Source organism: Nocardioides aurantiacus, from assembly GCF_003752505.1.
GTDB classification, from domain to species: domain Bacteria; phylum Actinomycetota; class Actinomycetes; order Propionibacteriales; family Nocardioidaceae; genus Marmoricola; species Marmoricola aurantiacus.
Genome location: NZ_RKHO01000001.1, coordinates 2042528 through 2064294 on the forward strand (window position 1 = coordinate 2042528; position 21767 = coordinate 2064294).

The 21767-nt window shown below is 67.2% G+C and carries 19 protein-coding genes and 1 pseudogene; 8 read left to right on the top strand and 12 right to left on the bottom strand.

Annotated elements, in window-relative coordinates; all coding sequences use genetic code 11:
* Nucleotides 1-14 precede the first annotated feature (14 nt).
* The 5 genes from EDD33_RS09825 to EDD33_RS09845 form a co-directional block, all read right to left on the bottom strand.
* Nucleotides 15-1538 carry an SCO6880 family protein gene (locus tag EDD33_RS09825; protein ID WP_123390502.1) on the bottom strand — a complete coding sequence of 508 codons (1524 nt, stop codon included), beginning with the start codon at nt 1536-1538 and terminating at the stop codon, nt 15-17.
* On the bottom strand, nt 1535-3085 hold the full coding sequence (locus EDD33_RS09830; RefSeq protein ID WP_123390504.1) for a hypothetical protein: 1551 nt from the start codon (nt 3083-3085) through the stop codon (nt 1535-1537). Before EDD33_RS09830 ends, EDD33_RS09825 begins: the two co-directional genes overlap by 4 nt.
* On the bottom strand, nt 3082-3810 hold the full coding sequence (locus EDD33_RS09835) for a hypothetical protein (protein ID WP_246003448.1): 729 nt from the start codon (nt 3808-3810) through the stop codon (nt 3082-3084). Before EDD33_RS09835 ends, EDD33_RS09830 begins: the two co-directional genes overlap by 4 nt.
* Before the next feature lie 86 nt (nt 3811-3896).
* The gene (locus EDD33_RS09840) at nt 3897-4184 is read right to left on the bottom strand and encodes a hypothetical protein (RefSeq protein ID WP_246003449.1); all 288 of its coding nucleotides are present in this window, start codon (nt 4182-4184) and stop codon (nt 3897-3899) included.
* Between the two features lie 973 nt (nt 4185-5157).
* On the bottom strand, nt 5158-5982 hold the full coding sequence (locus tag EDD33_RS09845) for a hypothetical protein (protein ID WP_148077038.1): 825 nt from the start codon (nt 5980-5982) through the stop codon (nt 5158-5160).
* Between the two features lie 416 nt (nt 5983-6398).
* Here EDD33_RS09845 and EDD33_RS19980 point away from each other — a divergent pair, with 416 nt between their 5' ends.
* The 3 genes from EDD33_RS19980 to EDD33_RS09855 all read left to right on the top strand — a co-directional run bounded on the left by EDD33_RS19980 (nt 6399) and on the right by EDD33_RS09855 (nt 8092).
* Complete coding sequence (locus EDD33_RS19980) at nt 6399-6563, top strand: hypothetical protein (protein WP_170169773.1); 165 nt, start codon at nt 6399-6401, stop codon at nt 6561-6563.
* 74 nt (nt 6564-6637) lie between these two features.
* Nucleotides 6638-7120 (top strand): hypothetical protein, encoded by a 483-nt coding sequence (locus EDD33_RS09850; protein WP_148077039.1) that lies wholly within the window; start codon nt 6638-6640, stop codon nt 7118-7120.
* 162 nt (nt 7121-7282) lie between these two features.
* The gene (locus EDD33_RS09855) at nt 7283-8092 is read left to right on the top strand and encodes a hypothetical protein (RefSeq protein WP_123390511.1); all 810 of its coding nucleotides are present in this window, start codon (nt 7283-7285) and stop codon (nt 8090-8092) included.
* On the opposite strand, the gene EDD33_RS09860 is transcribed toward EDD33_RS09855, so the two are convergent.
* Entirely contained in the window at nt 8089-8664 is a 576-nt protein-coding gene (locus tag EDD33_RS09860) for a hypothetical protein (protein ID WP_148077040.1), read from the bottom strand. The genes EDD33_RS09855 and EDD33_RS09860 overlap by 4 nt on opposite strands.
* A gap of 36 nt (nt 8665-8700) precedes the next feature.
* Between EDD33_RS09860 and EDD33_RS09865 the strand changes: the two genes are divergently transcribed.
* From EDD33_RS09865 to EDD33_RS20530, 4 genes and pseudogenes are all read left to right on the top strand, one after another.
* Entirely contained in the window at nt 8701-9387 is a 687-nt protein-coding gene (locus EDD33_RS09865) for a hypothetical protein (RefSeq protein ID WP_123390514.1), read from the top strand.
* 574 nt (nt 9388-9961) lie between these two features.
* Nucleotides 9962-11875, top strand: a complete 1914-nt coding sequence (locus EDD33_RS09870) for a RiPP maturation radical SAM C-methyltransferase (protein ID WP_246003663.1) — start codon at nt 9962-9964, stop codon at nt 11873-11875.
* Nucleotides 11872-12453: a DUF5825 family protein gene (locus EDD33_RS19765; protein ID WP_148077041.1), complete on the top strand. Its 582-nt coding sequence runs from the start codon at nt 11872-11874 to the stop codon at nt 12451-12453. Before EDD33_RS09870 ends, EDD33_RS19765 begins: the two co-directional genes overlap by 4 nt.
* A gap of 616 nt (nt 12454-13069) precedes the next feature.
* Nucleotides 13070-13489: pseudogene (locus EDD33_RS20530) on the top strand (cytochrome P450); the annotation flags it as partial.
* Between the two features lie 42 nt (nt 13490-13531).
* Here EDD33_RS20530 and EDD33_RS09890 read toward each other — a convergent pair.
* From EDD33_RS09890 to EDD33_RS09910, 6 genes are all read right to left on the bottom strand, one after another.
* Nucleotides 13532-14845 carry an MFS transporter gene (locus EDD33_RS09890; RefSeq protein WP_123390522.1) on the bottom strand — a complete coding sequence of 438 codons (1314 nt, stop codon included), beginning with the start codon at nt 14843-14845 and terminating at the stop codon, nt 13532-13534.
* Between the two features lie 81 nt (nt 14846-14926).
* Nucleotides 14927-15859, bottom strand: a complete 933-nt coding sequence (locus EDD33_RS09895) for a HesA/MoeB/ThiF family protein (protein WP_123390524.1) — start codon at nt 15857-15859, stop codon at nt 14927-14929.
* Nucleotides 15859-17085, bottom strand: coding sequence for a periplasmic substrate-binding domain-containing protein (locus tag EDD33_RS09900; protein ID WP_148077043.1), 1227 nt, complete (start codon nt 17083-17085; stop codon nt 15859-15861). The genes EDD33_RS09895 and EDD33_RS09900 overlap by 1 nt, the downstream gene beginning before the upstream one ends.
* Before the next feature lie 14 nt (nt 17086-17099).
* The gene (locus EDD33_RS09905) at nt 17100-19163 is read right to left on the bottom strand and encodes a B12-binding domain-containing radical SAM protein (protein WP_123390528.1); all 2064 of its coding nucleotides are present in this window, start codon (nt 19161-19163) and stop codon (nt 17100-17102) included.
* Nucleotides 19147-19311, bottom strand: coding sequence for a hypothetical protein (locus tag EDD33_RS19985; RefSeq protein ID WP_170169774.1), 165 nt, complete (start codon nt 19309-19311; stop codon nt 19147-19149). Before EDD33_RS19985 ends, EDD33_RS09905 begins: the two co-directional genes overlap by 17 nt.
* Nucleotides 19312-19440: 129 nt before the next feature.
* Nucleotides 19441-20679 carry a cytochrome P450 gene (locus EDD33_RS09910; protein WP_211332500.1) on the bottom strand — a complete coding sequence of 413 codons (1239 nt, stop codon included), beginning with the start codon at nt 20677-20679 and terminating at the stop codon, nt 19441-19443.
* A 38-nt stretch (nt 20680-20717) separates the two neighbouring features.
* Here EDD33_RS09910 and EDD33_RS09915 point away from each other — a divergent pair, with 38 nt between their 5' ends.
* Nucleotides 20718-21170, top strand: coding sequence for a relaxase/mobilization nuclease domain-containing protein (locus EDD33_RS09915; RefSeq protein ID WP_148077044.1), 453 nt, complete (start codon nt 20718-20720; stop codon nt 21168-21170).
* Nucleotides 21171-21767 lie beyond the last annotated feature (597 nt).

Here is a 21767-nt window from a genome sequence, read left to right on the forward strand (position 1 = left end):
GTCGGGTCGCCGTCTCATCGGTCGCGGCGTTGTCGGGGCACGCCGATGCCGAGTGGGATGGTCGCTGCCGCGAAAGCAGCGTCGTGCGCTCCGTCGAGCGGCAGTGGGCTGAACCCGCACAGCCGGACGGTGGCGTCGAGCCGTCGGCCGTAGTCCTGGCTGCCCCAGGACGCGGGCACGGTGACCGAGAGGACCGATGACACTCGGACCAGCGACCGGCCCGCGGCCAGCTTTTCGTCGGTCTCGCGGACCTGGTCGCTGGCGCGTCGGTCACGGGCGCGCTCGACCCGTCCGACCTTGTGGCGCATCTCCGCAGCCATCGCCGCCGACATCTCGGCCCGCCCGGTCGAGCGGTCGGCGCTGCGTTGCCCCACCGGCCGGTAGAACACCGTGATCGCGCGGCGCTCCCCCATCTCGGATGGCACCAGCGCCCGCGCGAGGGCGCCCAACACGGCGCCGTTGCGGGGCAGCAAGATGCTGGTCGACACCGACAGCCACTCGCCGTGGCGGTACGACCGAAGGCTCGTCGACGCGGTGGTCGGGCCGGCGGCAGCCACCGGCACCCCGGTCGCGACGCCGGTCGCGACGCCGTCGCGGTCGCGTTGGAGGGAGGCGTCGGCCAGGGCCGCGGCATCGCCCGGCTCGAAGCCCGTCCTGATGACGGTCGCCAGGTCAGCGGCGCCCAGCCACGCCACCTCGGTGCAGCCGATGACCCCGACCAACCGGGCCTCCACCTCCGCCAGGAGGCCGTGCAGGATGCGGGCGCGGCCGGTCACCCCACGGCCGGCTCGGCGGGCATCTCGAGCGATCGTGTCCTCCCGAACAACGACGGTCACGAACGCCTCGGTGCGAACGGCAGCGCCGCTGATGGCAGCGTCGAGCTGGTGGTGGATCTCGGCGCTGAGCTCAGGTTCGGTGACACGGGCGTGCTGTCGGACCCAGGCCGCGCGGCGGGTGCCGTCATCGGGCACGGTGCGGACCTGCAGGGCGATCAGGCTGATCTGGCCCGCCGCGGAGGCGGCCTCAACGAGCTCCGCGAGCCCTGATCCCATCAGGCGGCGATCGAGGGTGTCGCTCATTCCGACCCCAGGGTGGGTGATCCGGGCCGTCGCGGCCCAGGTCCTCGCGGATCGGTCCTGGATGAGTGCGGGCCGGGTCAGCTGTCCTGAGAACGGTGGGCCGTCGTGGATCCTCACGCCGGCCAGGACGCCGGGCAGGTCGGCCTCTCTCGGGTCGTCGACGTCGCCGACGGCGGCGCGGGACTGCCATCGGCTCCAGCCAAGAGCTCGTGCGACGAGGTGGCGCACGAGCACGCCGATCCACTGTGCAGCGGACCACCCTCGCACTGGGATGCAGATCAGGGCCGAGGACACGCCCCACAGCGGGAGCAGCCCGAAGAGTGCCTTCCACTCCCCGACCGCCATGGCCAGCCAGGCCGGGATCGCCGACCCGACGACCAGGAACAGCTGCGGGCCCGTGAGGCCGAAGAACCAGCCCTGCCTGTCACGGGCTGCCGAGGCTCCGTAGACGGTGCTCATGCGATGAACGCCCCATCAGCAGCTCCGCCAGCTGCCTCGCCGTCGCCGCCACCATCGGCCACCGGTCCCGCACCGGGGTGGTGGTCGATGTGAGCTGGGTCGTGCGCCACCCCGGCCCCAGGGTCGGAGTCGTGCCCGTGGTGCCCGCTGCCGTGCTCGCCCACTGCGCCACCGTGGGCGTCCCAGCCGTGACCGACCCGGGTGCGCGGCGCGCCGGTGCCGCCGCTGCGGCGCCGCGGTTGAGGTGTGGTGTCGTAGTAGCCCTGGTGGCCGACCCCGGCCTGGCCCATGACATCGACGGTCATCGAGGCGCCGCTTGCGGCGACGCTGCCGGCCTTGTCCATCGCTCCCCCGACCGCCTTGCCTGCTGCGCCGAAGGCATGGGTGAGCGTGGACCCGAACCGGCTCGCGGTCTCGGCGTCCGCCGAGTCCTCGCTCGACGATCTGCCGTCCGCCACAGACTGAGTGGCGGCGCCCGAGCCCTGGTCGGCGCCCGCTCGGCGACCAGACAGCAGACCGGATACCCCGCCGTTGGCAGCCATCGTCGACCTGAACGAGGCCCCGGACGCGGTGCCCGGGTCGACGAACGCCAAGAGCCGGAACAACGCCATCGGGCAGAAGCAGGCCACGAGCAGAATGACGCACCCGACCACCGCCATGCCCACGTTCCCTGCACTGCTGCCGGACTGTTGAGCAGTGTCGGCTACGGCACCGAGCTGGGCCGCCGCCTGGCTGCCGCCCGAGGCGAGCGCACCGCTGGCCTGGGCCCGCTGCGTCTGGGCAGCGTCCGGGAAGGCGGCTCGGGAGATCTGGACACCCAACCCGACGACGAGGGCGAGCAACGGCGCGGTCAGGCAGGCAGCGGCAAACCAGCGAATCGACTTCCACAGCCAGGCACGGGTGCCCTCGCCCAGCGCACCTGCGGCAGCGAGGGGCATGGTGGCGGTCAGGATCAGCAGCGCTGCCTCGCGCACCAGGGTGATCAGCAGGTAGCCGAACGCGGCCGGCACCAGCAGCAGCATGGAGCACAGACCGAGGACCGCCGACTGGACAGTGCCGGTCACCCGGTCAGGGAGTCCCGCTGACACGGCGTACCCGGCGAAGCCGTCGACGCCCAACAGCTGGTGCAGCAGCCCCGTGGTGAGCCCGGCGCAGCCCAGCACAAGCACGGCGCAGACACTGACCCACATCGTCACGACCGCGCCGTACTGCACCACCCCCACGACCAGCGCACCGAGCGTGCGACCGTCCCGGCGTACCGCCGCGAGCCCGACCTGCGCGAGGCCGACCACGAGTGCCACGACGAACGACAGCCACAGCGTGGTCCCGTACAGCCGCCCCAGGCCAGGGTCGGCGACATCGGGAGTGACGAACCGGTCGATGACACCGAAGACCATCTCGATCAGCCACAGCCCGGCCGACCACAGCGCCATCATCATTGCGGTGAAGGTGTCAGCCACACCCTGCTGGACCGCGTCGCCCGCCCAGTCGAACGGGTCCAGGTCGACCAGCGGCAGGCCCGGCCCGCCCACGACGGCGGTCTTCATCCGTCACCCTCGAGCCACCGGTAGCCGGCGGCATACGACGCCGCGGTACCTGGCCAGATCGACGGGGCCGGAGCCGGCTCGGCACCGGCCCCGATGACCCACCGCTCCCCCACCCAGCGCATCCGTTGGCAGTCGGCCACCGCGACCCGCTGCGGCGCCTCTCCCGTAACGCTGACGGTGAGGACGAAGTCCACGCACGGGATCACGTAGCCGTCTCCAACGCGACCCTTGATGCGCCCCATCGCCGGCCGCAGCTCGACGACGAGGTCATCGGCCCCGTCTGCGGGTAGGCCGGCAGACGACAGCAACTGCGCCACCGCCCCCACCCCGGACCACGTCCGCGCGGTCGGTCCCCCTGGCTCTGCCCAGGCCGTGACCACCTTCTGCGCCGTGACGACAGACACGGACTCGATGGCGCGGCGGTCGACCTCGACCAGCTGCGCCAGTGCGCCTTCCGGTGTCTTAGGGAAACCGGTCGGAACCCCCACCTCACCCGCCCTCGTCGCTGCAGGCAGCGCGATGGACGCATGCGAGGCGGCCTCGAGCGGACCCGCGAGCGCCTGCTGCAGATCGGCCGGCTGCATCGGCGAGTCCGCGACCGCGTCCTCCTCCGACAGCTCGCGCTCTACGTGCCCCGATCCAGGCCTTGCACCGGCACTCGGAGGCCCTTGGGTCCCGGTGACAACGGACCAGACACCGAACCCGGCGACGACGAGGCCGGCCATGACCGACACCGCGAGCAGGAGCTGGACGCGACGGCGACCCCACGGCTCCGGAGCTGGGTGCGTGGGTCGGCGGTAACGCCGGAACATCAGCAGCCCTTGCCGACGATGGCCCACAAGATGCCGTAGATCGTCACGTAGCCGATTGCGGCCAGGACGACGTACACCAGCCCCGAGGCGCCCATCTGGCTCGCACGCGACATCGCGCCCAGGCGTCCCACCACGATGGCACCCACCGAGATGAAGCCGGCCGCGATGATGACCGCTGCGACGCCGTACTTCACCCACCCCATCAGCAGGTCGGTGTACGGCTCGATCCCCGCCGGCGCCTGGGCGCAGACGTTCTTGATGTCCAGCACGATCAGCTTCCCGATCATCGAAGCACCCTTCGTTGTAGCCGTTCACTCAGTCGTGAGCCAGAGATGGCGGCAGGGACCCGCGCAAGGCGCGCCACCGCGGCAACCACCGCCCGCGGCATCGGTCTCTCATCGATGCCCTCGACCGCCAGCTGACGGTCGGACGGCACGAGCGCCGTACGCCCGTCCTCAATCGCACGCGTCACGTAGGGACCGAAGGATGAGGCGACGACACGCGGCCACCTCGACGCACCCACTGCCACGAGTCGAGCGCCCTCAGGAAGCCCCGCCAACGCCCGCTCAGCGGACCGCACCCCAGGAACCGACGCCCGGCAGACGAGCACCACCTGAGACCGATCCGTCAGTAGGTTCTGCGTCTCGATCAAACCGACGCACCAGGGCCACGGACGGCCGACGTCCACCACCGCCCACCCGATCTCAGGCCAGCCGTCAGTAGGAACCCCTTCCATTCGGGACGCGCACTCAGCCGGTCGGAGCACGGTCACCTGCCCACGTCGACCGGCACGCCACCCGTCCGCCGGACTCGCCACCTCGACACCAGCCGTAGCGTCGAGACCGGAGGCCTCGGGATCGGCCAGGTCCACCAGGACCACGCGGCCATCACCCCCGCAGGCCGCGTCCGCAACTTCACTAATCGCCACCGCGACCGTGGAGGCCCCGGCACCAGGGTGCGCACCCACCACGACCCACTGCGTTCCGACCCCAGCTGTGTGGCGTCCCCCATCCGTCGGAAGGTCCGTGGGGCGCCGTACCGGATGAGGGATTCCTTGCTGTTCGCGCAGCGCTAGGACAAGGTCGGACACCGTGACCGCGCACGTCGCAGTCACTGCCACCGCTCCAAACGATTGTTTGTTGCCGGCGCGTCGGGCCATGCAACGCCGGCAGCCACGTCCGCTGCGGCCACCTGAGCCGGCCGAATCCGCTCAGCTCTCATGCGCATGACAGGTCCTGCCCGCATCGGGTCGCAGACACCTCAGGCCACCTCACTGAGGTAACGCGGCGCGGCAGCCCTCAACGCGTCCAGGACGCGATTGCGGTGGCGCACCACGGTCTTCGTGCAGACGCCACGACGCTCGGCCACCAGTCGCAACGCCGCATCAGACGAGACGCCCCGGGTGCACCGATCTGAGCTGTCGACCTGGTGACCGGCCTCCAGAAGGTCCACCAGCAGGTCGACGTCATCGCCAGAGATGGCACGACAGGAACGCGCCCACCGCACCAACTGCACGAACTCGCGGTCCGTCGCCTCAGAGCCTGATGCGGAATGGGCCTCGGCGGGCTGAGCGCCGATCAGAAGGTCCAGCTTGGTCGAGTCCCCCTCGACAAGCACCACTCGCTGCTGGCCATCCCGATCACGATCAGGATGGAGCTCCCTAAGCACAGCCGCGCGCGTGTCCAGCAACAGGTTCGCTGCGTACGCCCTCGTCCGCCGCTGCCACGGGAAGGTCCGGATCTGCCGCCACAACTCCCCCACCACCACCGCCTCGATGTCATCTGAGAGATCCCGCAGACGCCAGCACAGCCGGCGCAGACCACCCTCGAGCTGGTGCACCACCGCGATCGCAGCCAGCTCCGCGCCCCGACCGTCACCAGCAGCTATCCGAACGAGCGCACCTAGCCCTGGATCACACGCTGCACCACGCATGTTCTCGAGGCGCTGCAACGAGCCCACACCGGCGAGCGCGGGCTCCGCAGCAGCCCATCGCGCCCATACGGGCCCCGCCACCGCTCTCTCCAGCTGGCAGGCGGTCATTCCCACGCTGAGTAGTGACGTCGTTGCTCGGTCGCGCTGGCTCATGCCAAGCAGGCTCAAGTCCGCGGTTCACCACACGGCTCACCACATGACTCACCACCCGGGGGGAGGTAGGTGCTCGCCGATCTTCAACCGCAGCTTTGGCACAACCAGCTGACTTGCCGTGCCCATCACGACGCAGGCGCACATCGGGCGACGTCGCTCAGTTGGGTGCGTTACTGGTTCAAACCCAGTATCGCCCACCAGCATTCGTGCAGGTCAGAGGCTCCTACGGGGGCCCTTTTTCGTATCCGTGCAGGGTAGGTGCAGAACGCGAGTCGGCTAGGGCCTGAGGCAGACAGCCTCAAAAGGAGCCCCGGATGACCGTCGTCGCCGTAAGCGAAGCCCCAGCCATCATCTGCCCCTCGTAGTGCCAGATCCCCGAGGCCGAACACGTCGCGGACCTTCCCGGCAACGAGGGCGTGGCCATCCACTGGTCCGCCTCCGTGCTCGTCGACCACGCAGAGGGCGCGGGGCAGGCCGAGGTCCGCGTCACCCGGCTCACCTACGTGGACGGTGTCCGCAACAGCGCCGACGGGCCGGCCGATCTGATCTACCTAGACGACACCGCCCTGACCGCGGACTAGGCGCTCCAGCTCGCCCAGAAGCTCGTCAACGCGGTTGCGACGGCACGCGCATGACCACGCCGACGCACGCGGCCATGACCTCACCCACCGAGCTCGAGGAGCCCCACGAGGCCGCACTCCGCATCGCGCTGGGCCTACGGCCGACGGCCTACGAGTGGGGTGACCCCGTCATCGACCCCCGACCGTGCCCGTCCTGGTACCTCTACGGAGAGATGGGCGAGAAGCACGACATCGAACCCAGGCGGCCGTTCGACGTGCTGCACGTACTCGGCGCTGGCCCGGATGTCGCGCTGTCTCGGTACCCGACAGTGCGCCTGGCGGGAACGGATGGAGACACGAACTGGTACTCCTGTGCGAGCCTCGAGTTGAGCGCGTCGCAAAGCGGGTCCGAGGACCCCATCGTGCGTGTCAGCCTCCCCATGACCGTGCTGGAGCGAGCTGGCGAGAACGGCATCCTGGAGCTGGCCCTGCCGGACGCCCACGAGCTCCGGACCGCCCTGACCTACATACTCGACGTCCTCGAGGGACGACGCGAGCCCGTCAAGGACGCCTCGTGAACCACAACTATCCGCCTGGCCGGTCCCCACCATCCCGCCCGCCCATGACGGCGGGCAGGTGCGCGAGGGCGTGCGGCCGGCTCACGGCTGCCGCACCTTCGCACTGGTTCTCGATCGCCACCCACTAGTTCAGTCAACTGAACTCGAACACCAAGAACCCTGATGCCTGACCAACCCGTCGTCGAGATCGTCAATGTCACGCCCGAGATGGCCGAGCAGTGGTTGTCACGCAACAGCAACAACCGCAACCTGCGCGGCCAGGTGATCGCCTCCTACGCCCGCAATATGACAAACGGCTCGTGGGTTCTCAACGGGGAAACCGTCAAGATCTCCTCGGCCGGACAGCTGCTCGACGGTCAGCACCGCCTCAATGCGGTCGTGGGTGCCGGCGTGACGGTCCCCATGATCGTGGTCCGTGACATTGCCCCCGAGGTCATGCCCACCGTCGACGCAGGAGCCCGCAGGACGTACGCAGACGCGCTCAGGATGGCCGGCGAGGGGAACACCTCAGTCCTGGCCGCAGTGGCTCGCAGGGCACTCCTCTGGGAGCGCGGCTATCCAACGAAGACCGGCAGCCTCTCCCCCACCGCCACCGAGCTCACCGCGTTCCTCGAGCAGCACACACGGCTACGCGGCTCCGCCGAGGTCGCCAGCAAGATCGCCTCCAAGACGCTGCTGCCGGCCAGCATCATCTGCCTGTGTCACTGGTTGTTCGCCGATCTAGATCCCGACGAGGCCGGCGAGTTCCTGTCGCGACTAGCGGACGGTGACGGGCTTGCGGCCGACGACCCGATCGCGGCGCTCCGGAATCGCGTAGTGAAGATGCGCGTCGGGGGCGGGCGCGTCAACGAGACCGAGGCGCTGGCACTGGTTGTGATGGCGTGGAACGCGCGGCGGTCTGGCGAGACGCGAAGCAAGTTGCAGCTGCCCCGAGGTGGGCTGACCGCTGAGAACTTCCCGGAGCCCCGTTAAGCAACCCTTCGCTCAAGCCACCGAGCCGCGGCATCTGCATCGTTCAGCTCGTCGGCCCACTGCGCCGCGATGCCGGCCAGGTGGGCCTTTGCGTCGACCCGCCGCACCAAGAACACATGATCGGCACCCTCGGTCGACCACATGGTTGACAGCGTCCCGGGCCCGGCCGGCAGTTCATTCCAGGCACTCTCAGCCAGAGCCAGCGCGGCCCTACGGCCCGAGATCAACGCCTCGCAGACCACCAGATTCGCTACGTGGATATCACTGCGACGCTCCCCCGCCCCAGAAGCTTGCCGCAGGAGATCTCGCGCTTCACGAGGGTCGGTCGGGATGAGGCAGAAGCCGAGGTTATTCATCGCGACGGCGTCTCGCGGGTTCTCACTCAGGGCATACCGGAAGAGTGCCGCAGCTTCCTCATAGCGCAGGTCGTTGAGCAATCGGATTGCCTCAGCCTGCATCCGTGAGGCAAGACTTGCCTTAACCTCGTGGAGGTCCTGGTCGTCCTGCGGGAAGACAACGCGCCGGGCGATCTCGCTATCGATCTCCTGACGGTCAAGCGTGCGCTCGTCCATCAGTGAGATGTCGCAGGGGGGCGCCTGCTGTCCCTGGTGCGCGCCGAGCGGGAACGCGCGCGGCTGCAGAGCACGCAGCGTGGAGCGCAGCTCGAGCACCGCTACGCCGCCGAGCGGGAGCTCGCGCGGGCCGCCCTGGTCGGCGCCGACGACGGGTGGGTGCGCAGCGCCGACCTCGACGAGGTCGTGCGGCTGACAGCCGTCACGGCGGCTTGGGTCGAGCTCGAGCCGGCCGAGTTCGGCCCATGCATGGAGCAGCTGCGCGAGCAGGTTGAACGCACCCGCGACGACGCCGACCTGGTCCTCGGCGCAGCGGCTGGCCCCGCTGGTGTGGTGGACGCCGACGCGTCGCGACGCCGGCGTGAGGCCGAGACCGCTGACCAGCGCGGTGCCGCCGTGGTGAGCGCCGGCATTGGAGCGGACGCGGCCGCCGATGTAGCCGCGGCCGCGGAGGTCGAGTCGGCCGCGGTCGGCGGGGACACGAGCCGGCCGGCGTACGACACCCCGGCCCGGCGCGCCGAGCTGTACCAACGCGCGGTCGCTGCGGGGGCTGATGAGGAGGTCGCAGCAGGTCGGGTGCTGTCAGCCACGGCGCAGACCGCACCGGTGGGCGAGGCGATCGGCAAGGCGTCGAGTTCGGCGGCTCCAGGCGGGGCGGCGGGTGCGAGCGCGGAGCATGCGAGGGCCACGGAGCAACGTCGCGGACACGGGGTCCAGCGATGAGCCCCGGCTCTCCCGGCTGGCCCGCGTCGCCCTGCGCATCACTCTGGCCTCGGTCCTCGGCAGCGTCTGACCCGCCGAGCGATCAGCTGGGCTGGCCCGGGTACCCGCGTCGAGTAGCCAAGACGGATCACCCACTTTCGTGTGACGATCCAGCGCATGAGGCTGCTTGGAGTTGTCACGGCGCTGCTGCTGTTCAGCGCGTGCGGTGGTGATGCCGAGCCGGAAGTAAGTCCGTCGAAGTCGGCCGGTCCCACACCGAGGCCCGCCGAGCCGGCCTAGTGTTGAGAGGCGATAGTTCAGGCAGTGTTGAGGCCTTCCGGTTGGGTCGCTTGGTCGCACCGAACTCTGGAAGGTCTCGACTCGAATTCGGGTCACGCGCTCAGGTCGTGTTGCTCACTGCCCCACCGCAGATAACATGAGCCGTCAACGGCAACGGGTTGTCCCTGATTTGCTCTGCTTCAGACCGTTGGCATCAGGAACGGCTCCAGTTAGTTTGAAGGCGTAAACACTGCGCGAAATCAGGTCGAATATAGCTGGGACCGAACCGGTCTTCGATGGAGCAATCGTGGAACTGATGCAGATCGGACGCTCAGCGACGCTCGACACCGAGCGAACGCAGGCGCGTCATCTCGACTCGCTGTCCGTCGGACTGGTGTGCATGCCGTGGGCGGTGGTGGACATGCCGTCGCTGGCGCTCAGCACCGTCGGGCCGGTGTTCGCCGACTGCCCCGAGGTTGCCGAGCTCGACGTCGTCTACGCCAACATCGCCTGGCTCGACCACCTGCGCCGCGAGGCGGACCTGGACCCGGCATACTACGAGCTCATCGTCGACGCTGAGATTTTCGGCATCGGTGAGTGGGTCTTCTCCAGCTACTTTCGGCCAGAGGTGCGTGCGGACGAGACGCGGTTCCACGATCTGATCACCTCCAGCAAACACGTAGCAGCGTACGAGGCGATGTTCGCTGCAGCGCCCGACTTTATCGACCAGATGGCCCGGCAGATCATCGCCTCGGCTCCCGATGTTGTCGGTCTGACCTCAACCTTCGACCAGAACATCGCCTCGTTCGCGTTGGCTCACCGGATCAAGGCGTTGGCGCCGCACATCGTCACCGTCCTGGGCGGCGCCAACTGTGACGGAGTCCAGGGAACAGCGGTCCATCAGGCCCGCCGCGAGCTGGACTACGTGATCCGCGGCGAAGCCGAACGTGCCATCGGGCCGTTGGTCCAGCACATCGCGGCGTCCCTCGCCGACGATCAGGAGGGACCAAGCGCCCGCGTCAACACCATTGCAGGACTGTGCTGGCGTTCATCCGATGGTGAGTCGGTCAGCAATCCGCCCGGACCGATGCCGGTTTCGATGAACCTGGTCCCCGAGCCCGACTACCGGCACTACTTCCGCGACCTGGGCCGCTCGTCGATCGACGGCACCATCGACGTCAAGCTTCCGCTCGAAGCCAGTCGCGGCTGCTGGTGGGGCGCCAAGCACCACTGCACGTTTTGCGGGCTCAACGGGTCGGCGATGACCCACCGTGCGAAACCGGCCGAACGGGTTCAGGCCGAAGCGTCGAGGGCCGTCCTCGAACACAACGTGCTGGACCTAGTCTTCAGCGACAACATCTTGGCACCCGACCACGTGACCCGACTCGTCACCGACCTGTCCCTGCCCGAGGAGTGGGACGTTCGACTGTTCGCCGAGGTCAAGTCGAATCTAAGCTTCAGCCAACTCGAGGCGCTGGCCCAGGGTGGTTTCACGCAGCTACAGCCAGGTATCGAGAGTCTCAGTTCCTCTGTCCTGAAGATCATGCGCAAGGGCGTCACCGGGTGGCAGAACGTGCGGTTCCTTCGGGACTGCGCCACGAGCCGGATCTATCCGTCCTGGAACATCCTGACCGGATTTCCCGCCGAGTCCGACGCCGACTACGTCTCGGTGATCGAATCGCTGCCCTCGCTGCACCATTTGACCGCGCCGGCGGGGGTGTTCCCGATCAAGTTGGAGAGGTTCAGTCCCTATTTCGACGACCCAGACCTTGGTCTGACGATGATCGGCCCGGCCGACCATCTGGTGCGGGCCTACGAGGGCGTACAGGAGGGATTAGACGACTTCATCTACGTGTTCGACTCCGAGCCCGCCGGCATCGGTCCCGCCAGGTTCGATCAGCTCCGCGACGCCGTTGCGCAGTGGCGCTCCTACGCTCCAACCTCTCGCCTGGTTGCGCTCGAGGGCGCCGGGCAGACCCTGACGGTTATCGACGACCGGCCCGCGTGGCCGTCGGGTGAATTCGTGTTGGAGTCGGACTTCGAGGCGCGCGCCTACCGCCTGCTAGCCAAGGGTCGCACCGTGACGGGCCTGACCAAGCGTCTGTCCGAGCAGGGCATCGAGGTATCGGAGGCCACGGCGGTCGACTTGCTGACCGAATGGACCCGCGCGGGCATCGTCTTCTGCGAGGACGACGCGTACGTAGCCCTGGCGACAGGGTTGCGGTGGTGACCGGTCAGGTCGGCGATCGGGTCGATGCGCGACGTCGACTCTTTGCCGATGTCGACCTTGCGCAGGTCGATGGCCGCTGCCACCTGGTGGATCTTGCGCAAGCCGGATACGCCGGACTGCGTCTGCATGGATGGATCGATCCGGCGGTGCTCAGCGATCTCGATCGCGTCCGACTGGTCGGTCTGCTGCGCGATGCGCGCGGAGTAGGACTCAGAGTCTCGTGGAAGGGAACCACCAACGAGCTCGATCCGGTGATGCTCTGTCACCTCGATCCGCCACGCCGTCAGGACGGATCGTTCGGTTGGGAGCCTCCGACGACACGATCGTTGTCGGTGCGCCGCGGTCCGGCCATGCTGTCGATCGACGACACTCGCGGTCCCGATCACCGCCGATTCGAGGTGGAGCGCCGCAGCGCACTGGGTGCGGTTCTGGACGGTCTGTCGTGGTCTCGCCGACTAGGCGACATCGGTGCTGATCCTCACGACCACGACCACGACCACGACGCAGACCGCCTGCTGTTCCGCTCCGGCGACTTCGTGGTGGGCGTCGCGGTTCGGCAAGGAGTTTGGTGTGCCTGAGCGCAACCTGCAGTTTCGTCCCACCCTGGCCGCGCCGCAGACCGCTACCGAACCCGAGCCACGGCGAACGATCACTCGGGTTCGGATGGGCGCCGCGGGCGTGGGCCTCCTGGTCGATGACTACCACGAAGCCAGCCGAATCCTGTCCGACGTCGACGTCTACGGCAGCGCCGGGGAGCTGACGGACAGCGTCTTTGATGACGAACCCTCGAACTCGTGCGTCGGTGGCGAGGACGCCGTCTACTCGGTCAATCAGACCGACGGCGAGCACCATCGCCGCGTCAGGCAGGCCTTGCGTCGCGTCATCGACAAGCGGGTCCGCGCGATCGCGCGCGACTTGATCGACGACGTCGACACCACGGTCGATCGGGCCCTGGGACTTGGCACCTTCGATGCAGTCGATGAGATCGGTACCCCCATCGCCAACGCGGTCATGTCACGCCTGCTCGGCCTCGACGACCGTCTGGTCGAGTCGCTGAGGGCGGCCGTCTACGGCGGCCACCCGGTCTCCCAACTCGATGGGACGTTGGTCGACTGGGTCGCCCAGCGGCGAGCCCAACCGACCGACGACCTGGTGTCGGACCTGATGGCCGAGTTGCCTTCGCTGGACGACCGCATGGTGGCCGCCAACACGCGACTCCTGGCGTTGTCCGGCGTTGAGGTCCTGGGAGCCCTCGTCACCAATGCCATCGTGTGTCTGGCGCAAGACCCGGCGACGCAGGACGCCGTTCGCCGCGATGAGGCGTTGCTGCCCGACCTGATTCGCGAGGTGCAGCGATTCGCCAGCCCGATCGCGCGCGGTGTCTACCGGATGACCAAGCAGACGTCGACGATCGGGCCCTACACCGTGCCTGCCGGGACTCTTTTGGCCATTGGCGTCGACCGCTGCAACCGCGACGCCGCCGCCCTGGCCGCAGGACACGAGTTCGATGTCGAGGCCCATCGTGGGTTCGAACAACTAACGTTCGGTCGTGGCCGCCACTCTTGTCTGGGCATACCGGTGACCCGGCTGGTCGTCACGCAGGCGATCAGGACCTTCGTGCAGCGCACCGCTGGGGTGTCTCTCACGATCGACCCGTCAGAGCTTCGTTTCCACGACACTATCGTGATGAATGGTCTCGTCGGACTCCCCATCCGTGTCGAGCTTTCGCACCATCGCGGGCTTGACCAGCCAGGCCACCACCACGATGAGCAGAGCAAGGAACGGCAGAGCGGCGAAGGCGCCCGCTGATCCGGTCGAGCCGAGCGCGACGGCCACGGCTCCGAAGCCCAGGTAGGCCGCGCCGATGACCGTGGACTCCAGGAGCGTGACCACGCCGGTCAGCGTGCCCCGGTTGTCGGCGGGCATCTCGTCCTGAATGGAGAAGTCCAGAGCGATGGCAGTGACCTCGGGCACCGATGCTGCGATCAGCACCACCGCGATCGTGATCGGCCCGACTCCGAGGCTGGCCAGGATCAGCCCTGCGGTTAGGAGGGTGAGGGTCGATCCGGCCAAGAACATCGTCGGGAATCTGCGCATGGCGCGCGGAGCGAGCAGAGGTGCGATCACCCCTAGCGTGTAGACCCCGGCCATGGTGACGGCGATCGCCGGGGTCGAGACGCTCTGGTCCTTCAGGATGGTCTGGCTGAAGATCAGGAACGGCGTGAGTGTGCCGTGCATCAACGAAGACACGACGAGCAGCAGGGCCCAGCCGCCGCCCATGGACTCCAGGACCTGCCAGCGCGAGACCGCCACCTCATCATCGGTGTCGCCCTTGCCAGCGGCCTTCTCAGCGGCCGCGGACGGGGCCGGCAGCAGCACCGTCGCCAGCACGCCGGCCAACGCCGCAGCAGTGCCCGAGATGACGTAGACCAGGGTCCAACTGAACGGCTGGATGAATCCGCCGATGATGATCGCGATCGACACCGTGGCCGCCCGGATCGCCGTGCAGCGTGACCGGAGCACGGGAAACGCGGTCTCGGCGCCCTGGCCCGATCGCTCGGCAGTCTCGTAAAGGATGACCAGTTCGGAGTTGTCGCGGAACGTCAATCCGACACCGTGGGCGAAGAACAGGATCAGAAAGAACCAGAACGACGACGGTCCGAACACCTGCGAGAACAAGATGGTCGCGATGATGACCTGGCCCAGAGCCGCTGCCGCGCGCGCTCCGATGCGGTCGACCAGCAGACCGACCGGCACGCTGGCCACCGACACCGACACGAACAGCAACGCCTGCAGCACGCTGACTTCGAACGCCGAGAATCCGAGATCGATCAGGTACAGGATGAAGATGCCCTGATGCAGCAGGGTGTTCGACAGGGCGACGTAGAGGTACAGCTTGGCGTTGACCGGCGTGGGTCGCAGTCGCGAGGAAATCACAGGCTTACCGTCCAGCGCCTCGTGGATGTTCAAGAGTTGGGTGTCTGGTGGCGATAGTGCCCCCGGGTGGCGGTGGGCTGGGCGCGAAGGCCACGCTGCCCATTGCGCGGCCCATCACACCAGGTCGATTCGTCGTTCGTCGACACCGGCCTCAACGCCCGCGATCGATAACACCAGGTCGCGCCCCATGGTCGCGCCGACGATCGTGTTGGCCGGCCCGAATGACGCGGTCATGGGTGCGGCGGCGGTCATGGCGATGGACTGAGCCGCCTGTCTTGAGGCTACGAAGCTGTCCAGGTGCGGCGGAGTGACCACTGGTCCGCTCGCCCCCACCTTCAGGCCACAGCCACCGAGGATCATGGTGGCCGAAACATCGCGGCAAACCTGGGCGCAAATCTGTGGGAGGTCGCCGGGGGTGTCTGCGGCCACCACCAGGTAACCCTCCGGGTGGACCCACGGTCGAAGATCGATCGGCGAGGTGATCGACGCGATGGCGGTCCTGACGTCGGCCTCGGGAATCCGGTCCAGGACCCAGTCGCGGGCGACGTCGACCTTGGGGCGGCCGATGTCGCAGCGACGGTAGAGGTACTGGCGATTCAGATTGCGAAGCGCGACCTCGTCCTGATCAACCAGGGTCAGCGAACTCACCCCGGCGCCGACGAGTTCGCTCAGCACGGCTGCGCCGATACCGCCCACGCCGAGGACGGTCACGGGCATGCTCTGGAGACGCCGCTGCGCCGATCCGGCGTCGAGCCCCAGTGCCGCGAAGTATTCGACCTGATTGACCCACGCCGAGTCCTGCCAGGAACGGTCAAAAGCCTCGACCGCGAACCCGAGCCGGATCAAGTGACCGACGATGTCGACGCTGTCGGAGTCGGTGGGAGCGGGCAGTCCGTTGGCATTGCTGCTGATCGCCTCGACCCAGGCCTTGACCGAGTCGGGGCAATTGCGTACCAGTAACATCGAATCCGTGTGTAGGCGCAGATCCCGGCCCTGGAAGGACCAGCGGGCGGCGGGCGACAGGACGTAGCGTTGTGACGACTGCATCAGTTCGATCCTCCTTGCGACCAGACGAGACGGCCGAAGTCGATGGCGTGCATAGGCGGCCACGGATTACCGGTAAGGCCCGGTCGCTGCAACCAGTGTCCCTGCAGATCGAGCAGGGGGATCACAGGGCACCGTTGGCGTCGTGCGGTCTCAAGCGCTCGCTTCGCGTCGAGATCGTCGGGGTCTTCGGACAATCGCTCGATTAGCGGACCGAGTTGCGGGTCTGCTCTGGTCGGATCGAGCAGATCGATCGATGCGAGGGGCGCGTCGAAATGCGGGCCTCGCAACGCGAGGAGCAGGTCACAGGTTTCAGCCGATCCCGATACGAAGTCGAGCCGCCGCACGATGACGTCATAGCCAAGGTTTCGGTGGAGTTGATCGGCGATCTCGTCGGCTACCTGACGATTGGGGTAGTAGTGCCAGTAGCCGAGCCGCACGCTGATCCTGCGACCGATGGTGGCTGGCCGCAGTTCGCGGTGGAACGGCGGCGCGGCCGACGTGACACCGTGACCGCAGGCCGCCACCACATCGGGGTAGCGCAGCGCTCCGAGCACGCGGCGGCGTGCCTCGGGATCGGCGGCGAAGCTCGACCCCGGCACGAACTCGAGGCAGAACTGAATGGCCACATCGTTCGTGCGAAAGTCGGCACGTTCGGCGTAGTCGGGGATTCGATACAGCGGGAAGGCCGTCGCGCAGGTGACGTCGACGTCGCCGCGGTCGTACCGTTCGGGGGCCTCGTGCGGATCGCGCCGCACCACGACCCGCACCGGCGGAGCGGACGCGTGTGCCGGCGAGAGCATGTACTCGTCGTCGGCCACCAGCTCGGCCGGCAGGTAGGGACCCGTTGACAGTTCACCGCACGCCGAGATCGGTGCCAGATCGACGCTACGCAGTAACGCCGGCAGGTGCGGCGCGGGTCGGCGAAGGTCGATCGTCAGGTGGTCGGCATCGGCGTGGACGCCGCGCGCGTCGAGCAAGAATCGTTGCAGGGCCGGCACCGCCAGTGCCCGACGGATCGCCCGCGCGTGGTCACGCGCCCGGACCGGACTGCCGTCGCTGAAGGACGAGCCACGCGCGACGCGATACTGCTGCTGGCAACCGTCGGCAGACACTTCGATCAGGTCGACGAGACTGCGTTGGCTAGCCGAAGCCATCCAACGACTCAGGTAGTCACCGCTGGTCGGACCGGCCCACACCAGCGGGTGATCGTCGATCTCGACGACCACCTCACGCGCCGATGTCATCGGGTCGAACTGCTCCCGCCGACGACGGCGATCGGCCGGGCGTCCGGAGAGTCGTCGATCTGCGCACAGATCGACGCCACCGCCCGCGCTGCGTTCTGAACTCCTCCGGCCGGCTGATGCTCGACGAGACGGTCACGATCTTCGGGGCTCAGCGGCTGCAGAGCGTCGAACATGGTCGCCTGCACCGCGGTGAGTCGAACTGTTGCGACTTCGGCTTCGGTCGGCCGGAACGCCACGCAGAACACTGGCCGTAGATAGTCGGCTCGCCAGACCAGTTCGACCGGATCGGAGATCAGCGAGAGGACGTCCACGTGGAGTCGTTCCTTGAGGAACGGCGGCTTGGCGGTGTCGACAATCGGTTGTCGATAGACGTTGACCAGCTCTTCTTCGACCTCGTCGCCACGGAACTCCACCAGCATGGCCTCGTAGGTCAGCAACTCCGATGCCGCCAGAGCCGCGTCGCCGTCGAGGTCGGACACGATGTCGGCCAGCACGTCGCGGATCGGCCGATCACTCTGCTTCAGCAGCTGGTCGAAAACCTGCACGTACGTCATTCCCGCGACCTGTTTGAGGAACCGCAGAAGGTGATAATAGCGGCGGGTAAAATAGCGGGCCAGCCGCAGTACATCGACGTAGAAGTCGTATGACCGGTTGCCGTCTTGGATGAAACTGAATCCCGTGAAGACATCCCGCTCCGCCTCGACCAGGTCTCGAACGTCACTGGGCAGGAAGGTGCCCATGCCGTCCTGGCCGATGTCGAGGGGCTCGAGCCGGTCGCGATACTCGCTAGTAACGACGGCGCCCGGCAGTGGCTGCAGCACACTCAGATCGCTGCTGCTGGCACCGTAGGAGATCGCGTCGAACACGACCTCCAGGGCGCTCTCCAGGTCGTCGTCGGCCTCGTCCGGGTAGCCGATGATCGTGTTGGTCTCGAACTGCAGTCCTTCTTCCTGAGCCGACGAGAAGAATTGGTAGGTCCGCTTGGTCGACGGCATCTTGAGCATTGCCTTGAGGATTTTCTCCGAGCCGGCGTCGGTGCCGCAGAAGATGTTGAAGCAGCCAGCCTCTCGCATGCGGCGCAACAACTCGGGGTTGACGTTGTCCGGTCGGATGGCGCAACCCCATTCGAAGGAATCGTTGTGTTCGGCGAAGTAGGTGAGGAACTCGTCGAGATAGCGTCGGTTGTTGCCGAAGTTGTCGTGCAGGAAGTTGAACTGGGTGACGCCGTAGGTGCGCTTTAGGAACCGCAACTCCTCGAGGATGACTGCAGGATCCTTGATTCGGAAGTCACGATCCCAGAACGTCGACGTCATGCAGAACTTGCACGAGTAGGTGCAGCCCGAGCCGATGTGCACGTCGAAGATGTGCGGCGTCGACTGCACGATGTAGTCGTGCATGGGCACCAGGCCGTAGGCAGGCATCGGGATCAGGTTGAGGTTCGTGGTGGGCTGTGGTCCGGGAGATACGAGCGCGCCGTCGCGCCACGACCAGAAGCCCGGCACCGCGTGCGGGTCGAGTCCGTCGGCGATCGCGTCGACCAGAGCGGCCAGCGCCAACTCGCCCTCGCTACGGCACACGAAGTCGACGCAGTCGGCAAAGCGATTCAGCGCGCCCGGGAAGATCCCGAACGTGCCGGGGCCGCCGAAGACCACCGTAACGTCAGGACGCAGCGCTTTGAGGTGCCGCCCGATCAACAGACAGCTTGGCAGCGTGTCAGCCAAGCAGGTCAGCCCGACAAGGTGCGGCTCGGATTCGAGCAGTCGCGCACAGGTGGCCTGAAGCCAGTCATCGTCGCCAGGATTAAATTGACCGATCCGGTGCTCGTATTCGAGGTCGACGATCAGCGTGTCGTGACCGCGCTCCACCAGCGGCGAAGCGATGCACAGCAACCCGAGCGGGACGAAGAACGGAGAGTTGATGTCAGCATTGATGAGCGGGCGACCCAGTGTCAGCCGAAGAGATGCCGAGGACTTTTGGAAAGGCAACTGGCCCTGTCCGGAGACGGAGAGGGCCAGTTGCTTTCGGCCGGCTGCGCGAAGCGAATCAGCAGCGCCGGGCAACGATTGCCCCGAGCGAAGCCGAGGTAAGCTTCAGGAGCTCGACATCGTCGGCAACGTCGACCCCGTCCTCGTCCGTGAACATGATCAGCGAGGGCTCGTCCGCGGTCGTGCCCTCGTCGGTCGCTTCAAGAAGATCGTTCTGCAGCATGTCCCCGCCTCCATATTCGTCTGCTTGACCTGGCTTCAATGACGCTATGTCGGCCCCGGGTCGAAGTCAATGGATGTGTACCTGTATAGCCGGTTTCATTCTTGAAATGTGGGCGGACCTACTCCCCTGTCACCAGGTGACGGGGAGGGCATTGACGCCATGCCCGATGCCGTCATTCATGAACGGAACCTGCTCCAGATCGACAGCCAGTCGCAGGGTCGGGATCCGCCGGAACAGGTTGCCGAACACCACTTGCAGCTCCATTCGCGCGAGCGTCTGACCCACGCACTGGTGGCCACCGAATCCGAAGGCGAGTTGCTTATGCGAGTCCTGCGTCAGGTCGAGGGTGTGGGCGTTGTCGAACACTCGATCGTCGCGGTTGCCGATCTCCTCGGGAAGCACGATGCCCTCGCCGGCCTTGATGATCTGTCCGCCGATCTCGATATCGTCGATCGCGACTCGTCGTCGACCGGGCTGCACAGTGGTCAGGTAGCGGAGCAACTCGTCGACTGCGCCGGCGACGCCGTCCGCGTCGAGGCCCTTCAAGACGTCGATCTGATCCGGATGCGTGAGCAGGGCCAGCGTGCCGAGGGCGATCATGCTGGCTGTGGTCTCGTGGCCCGAGACCAGCAGGAACAGCACCAGCATCACCAGGTCGTGTCGGTCCAGATGCCCGGGAACGAGCTGTTCGGTTACGAGCTCGGACAGGAGGTCGTCGCGCGGGTCGGCGAGCTTTCGCTCGATCAGGCCGACGAGGTAGTGGTACAGCTGGGCTTCCAGGTCACTCGCGACCTCTGGAGCGGTGGTGCGATCGGTGATCGTGGTCACGGCGTGCCGGAAGAAACTGTGATCCTCGTAGGGAATGCCGAGTTTCTCGCAGATGACCATCAATGGCACGGGGAGCGCCAGCGAGGTGACGAGATCACATGGCTGGGGGCCATCGAGAATTGTGTCGATCAATCCATCGACGATGCGCTGAACCTTGGGACGCGATGCCTCGATGGTTCGGTAACGCATCGACGAGGCCACCATCCGTCGGACCCGCAGGTGCTCGGGATCGTCCATAACCGTCAGGAAGCGGGCCTCCTGATGGTGGTCGCGCGAGAAACGGTCGAAGAACGGATAGCCGTCGCGCGCCCAGTCGGCGCTCACCCGACGGTCGTTGAGCAACGCACAATGTTCGGCGTGGCGGGTCACCAGCCAGGGCGTGCTGCCGTCCCAGAGTCGAACCCGCACCAGGGGCGCCTGGGTCTGCAGCTCGGCGAGTTGGGGTGCTGGATCCAGCGGGCATCGCGCGTCGCGTGGCATCGGCCAGAACGGCACGTCTTCATGGCTCGTTGAGGTGCTCGGCCCAGTAGTGGTGGCCATGATGCCCTCCGATTGCCATGTCGCAGCTGACGAGTGACATGGTCCACGCTAGTCGGAGCCCGGCGAATCTCGAAGCGTCGGCGGCGGGTGGTCAGTCGGCGGCCCGGCTCGCGGAGCGCACCGGGGAGGGGCAGGGGCGTCAGGTCCTCGACGACCGGACGTGGGAGCAGATCGCGACGGAGTTCGTCGACGAGATGGGGTTCAGTGAGCAGACCGGGAAGAGCCCGTGCCGATGGGCCGCGGTGCACCACGGCTTCACGGCCCAGGGCGGGGACCACATCCACATCGCGGTGGTGCTGGTCCGTGAGGACGGCACCCGAGCCTCGACGCACAACGACTACCGCACCGCCTCGGCGGCGGCTGCTCGCCTGGAGCGCAAGTACGGCCTGGAGGTGGTCGCGAGCCGTGAGGTGGGTCGCTCGGCCCGTGGGCTTCGAGCCACCGGATCTCTCGGTGCAGCGAAGCGGTGGCCCACTCTTGGACGCGAGTGATCGAGAACCGTTCGACTGCCCAGCGGTAGTCGTCCATCAGTGACTTGTCGAACGCCGTTGTCTCGTAGCCCGCAAGCTGCTCCGCGCTCGGCGCTTGGAGGCACATCACATCGTCTAGCGGCCCACACAAGACCCAAGGAGTTGCGATCTCCAACACCACACGAGTGAGCACCTTGAGTGCTGCGGGCTCGAGGCCCTCGACTTGAGCGTGCGAGATACCCCTGGCCTCGATTGCCGGTCCGATGAGCCGCATCCAGCCGCCGGCATCGCGAGATGGGGCCGGAGGCGGCGACGGCTCAAGTGGGACCGGCGCGAGATCGATGTAGACGCGAGCCTTGCCGTCCAGGAGCGCGTTCATGACTACGGCCATCACGCCGACACAGGTCTCGGGGAGCAGACCGTAACGAACCAGGCACTCCGCATCCATGCCGCGTTCGGTCAGGGACTTGCGCACTCCTTTACCAGTTCGTCGTGTTCTGGGCATGGATGCAGGACGCTCGACGGTCCGCAGGCGGCGTAGTCCCGAAGCGCAGTCACTAGCGAGGTCGTCCTCCAGTGTGGCGCTTCGCGGCTGCGGTCCTGCAGGAGTTCGAGGCG

Excerpts from the sequence above, each read along its gene's own strand:
- EDD33_RS09825 (WP_123390502.1), bottom strand. The coding sequence starts at position 1,538 with ATGAGCACCGTCTACGGAGCCTCGGCAGCCCGTGACAGGCAGGGCTGG.
- EDD33_RS09830 (WP_123390504.1), bottom strand. The coding sequence starts at position 3,085 with ATGAAGACCGCCGTCGTGGGCGGGCCGGGCCTGCCGCTGGTCGACCTG.
- EDD33_RS09835 (WP_246003448.1), bottom strand. The coding sequence starts at position 3,810 with ATGGCCGGCCTCGTCGTCGCCGGGTTCGGTGTCTGGTCCGTTGTCACC.
- EDD33_RS09840 (WP_246003449.1), bottom strand. The coding sequence starts at position 4,184 with ATGATCGGGAAGCTGATCGTGCTGGACATCAAGAACGTCTGCGCCCAG.
- EDD33_RS09845 (WP_148077038.1), bottom strand. The coding sequence starts at position 5,982 with ATGAGCCAGCGCGACCGAGCAACGACGTCACTACTCAGCGTGGGAATG.
- EDD33_RS09850 (WP_148077039.1), top strand. The coding sequence starts at position 6,638 with ATGACCTCACCCACCGAGCTCGAGGAGCCCCACGAGGCCGCACTCCGC.
- EDD33_RS09855 (WP_123390511.1), top strand. The coding sequence starts at position 7,283 with ATGCCTGACCAACCCGTCGTCGAGATCGTCAATGTCACGCCCGAGATG.
- EDD33_RS09860 (WP_148077040.1), bottom strand. The coding sequence starts at position 8,664 with ATGGACGAGCGCACGCTTGACCGTCAGGAGATCGATAGCGAGATCGCC.
- EDD33_RS09870 (WP_246003663.1), top strand. The coding sequence starts at position 9,962 with ATGCAGATCGGACGCTCAGCGACGCTCGACACCGAGCGAACGCAGGCG.
- EDD33_RS09895 (WP_123390524.1), bottom strand. The coding sequence starts at position 15,859 with ATGCAGTCGTCACAACGCTACGTCCTGTCGCCCGCCGCCCGCTGGTCC.
- EDD33_RS19985 (WP_170169774.1), bottom strand. The coding sequence starts at position 19,311 with ATGCTGCAGAACGATCTTCTTGAAGCGACCGACGAGGGCACGACCGCG.
- EDD33_RS09910 (WP_211332500.1), bottom strand. The coding sequence starts at position 20,679 with ATGGCCACCACTACTGGGCCGAGCACCTCAACGAGCCATGAAGACGTG.
- EDD33_RS09915 (WP_148077044.1), top strand. The coding sequence starts at position 20,718 with ATGGTCCACGCTAGTCGGAGCCCGGCGAATCTCGAAGCGTCGGCGGCG.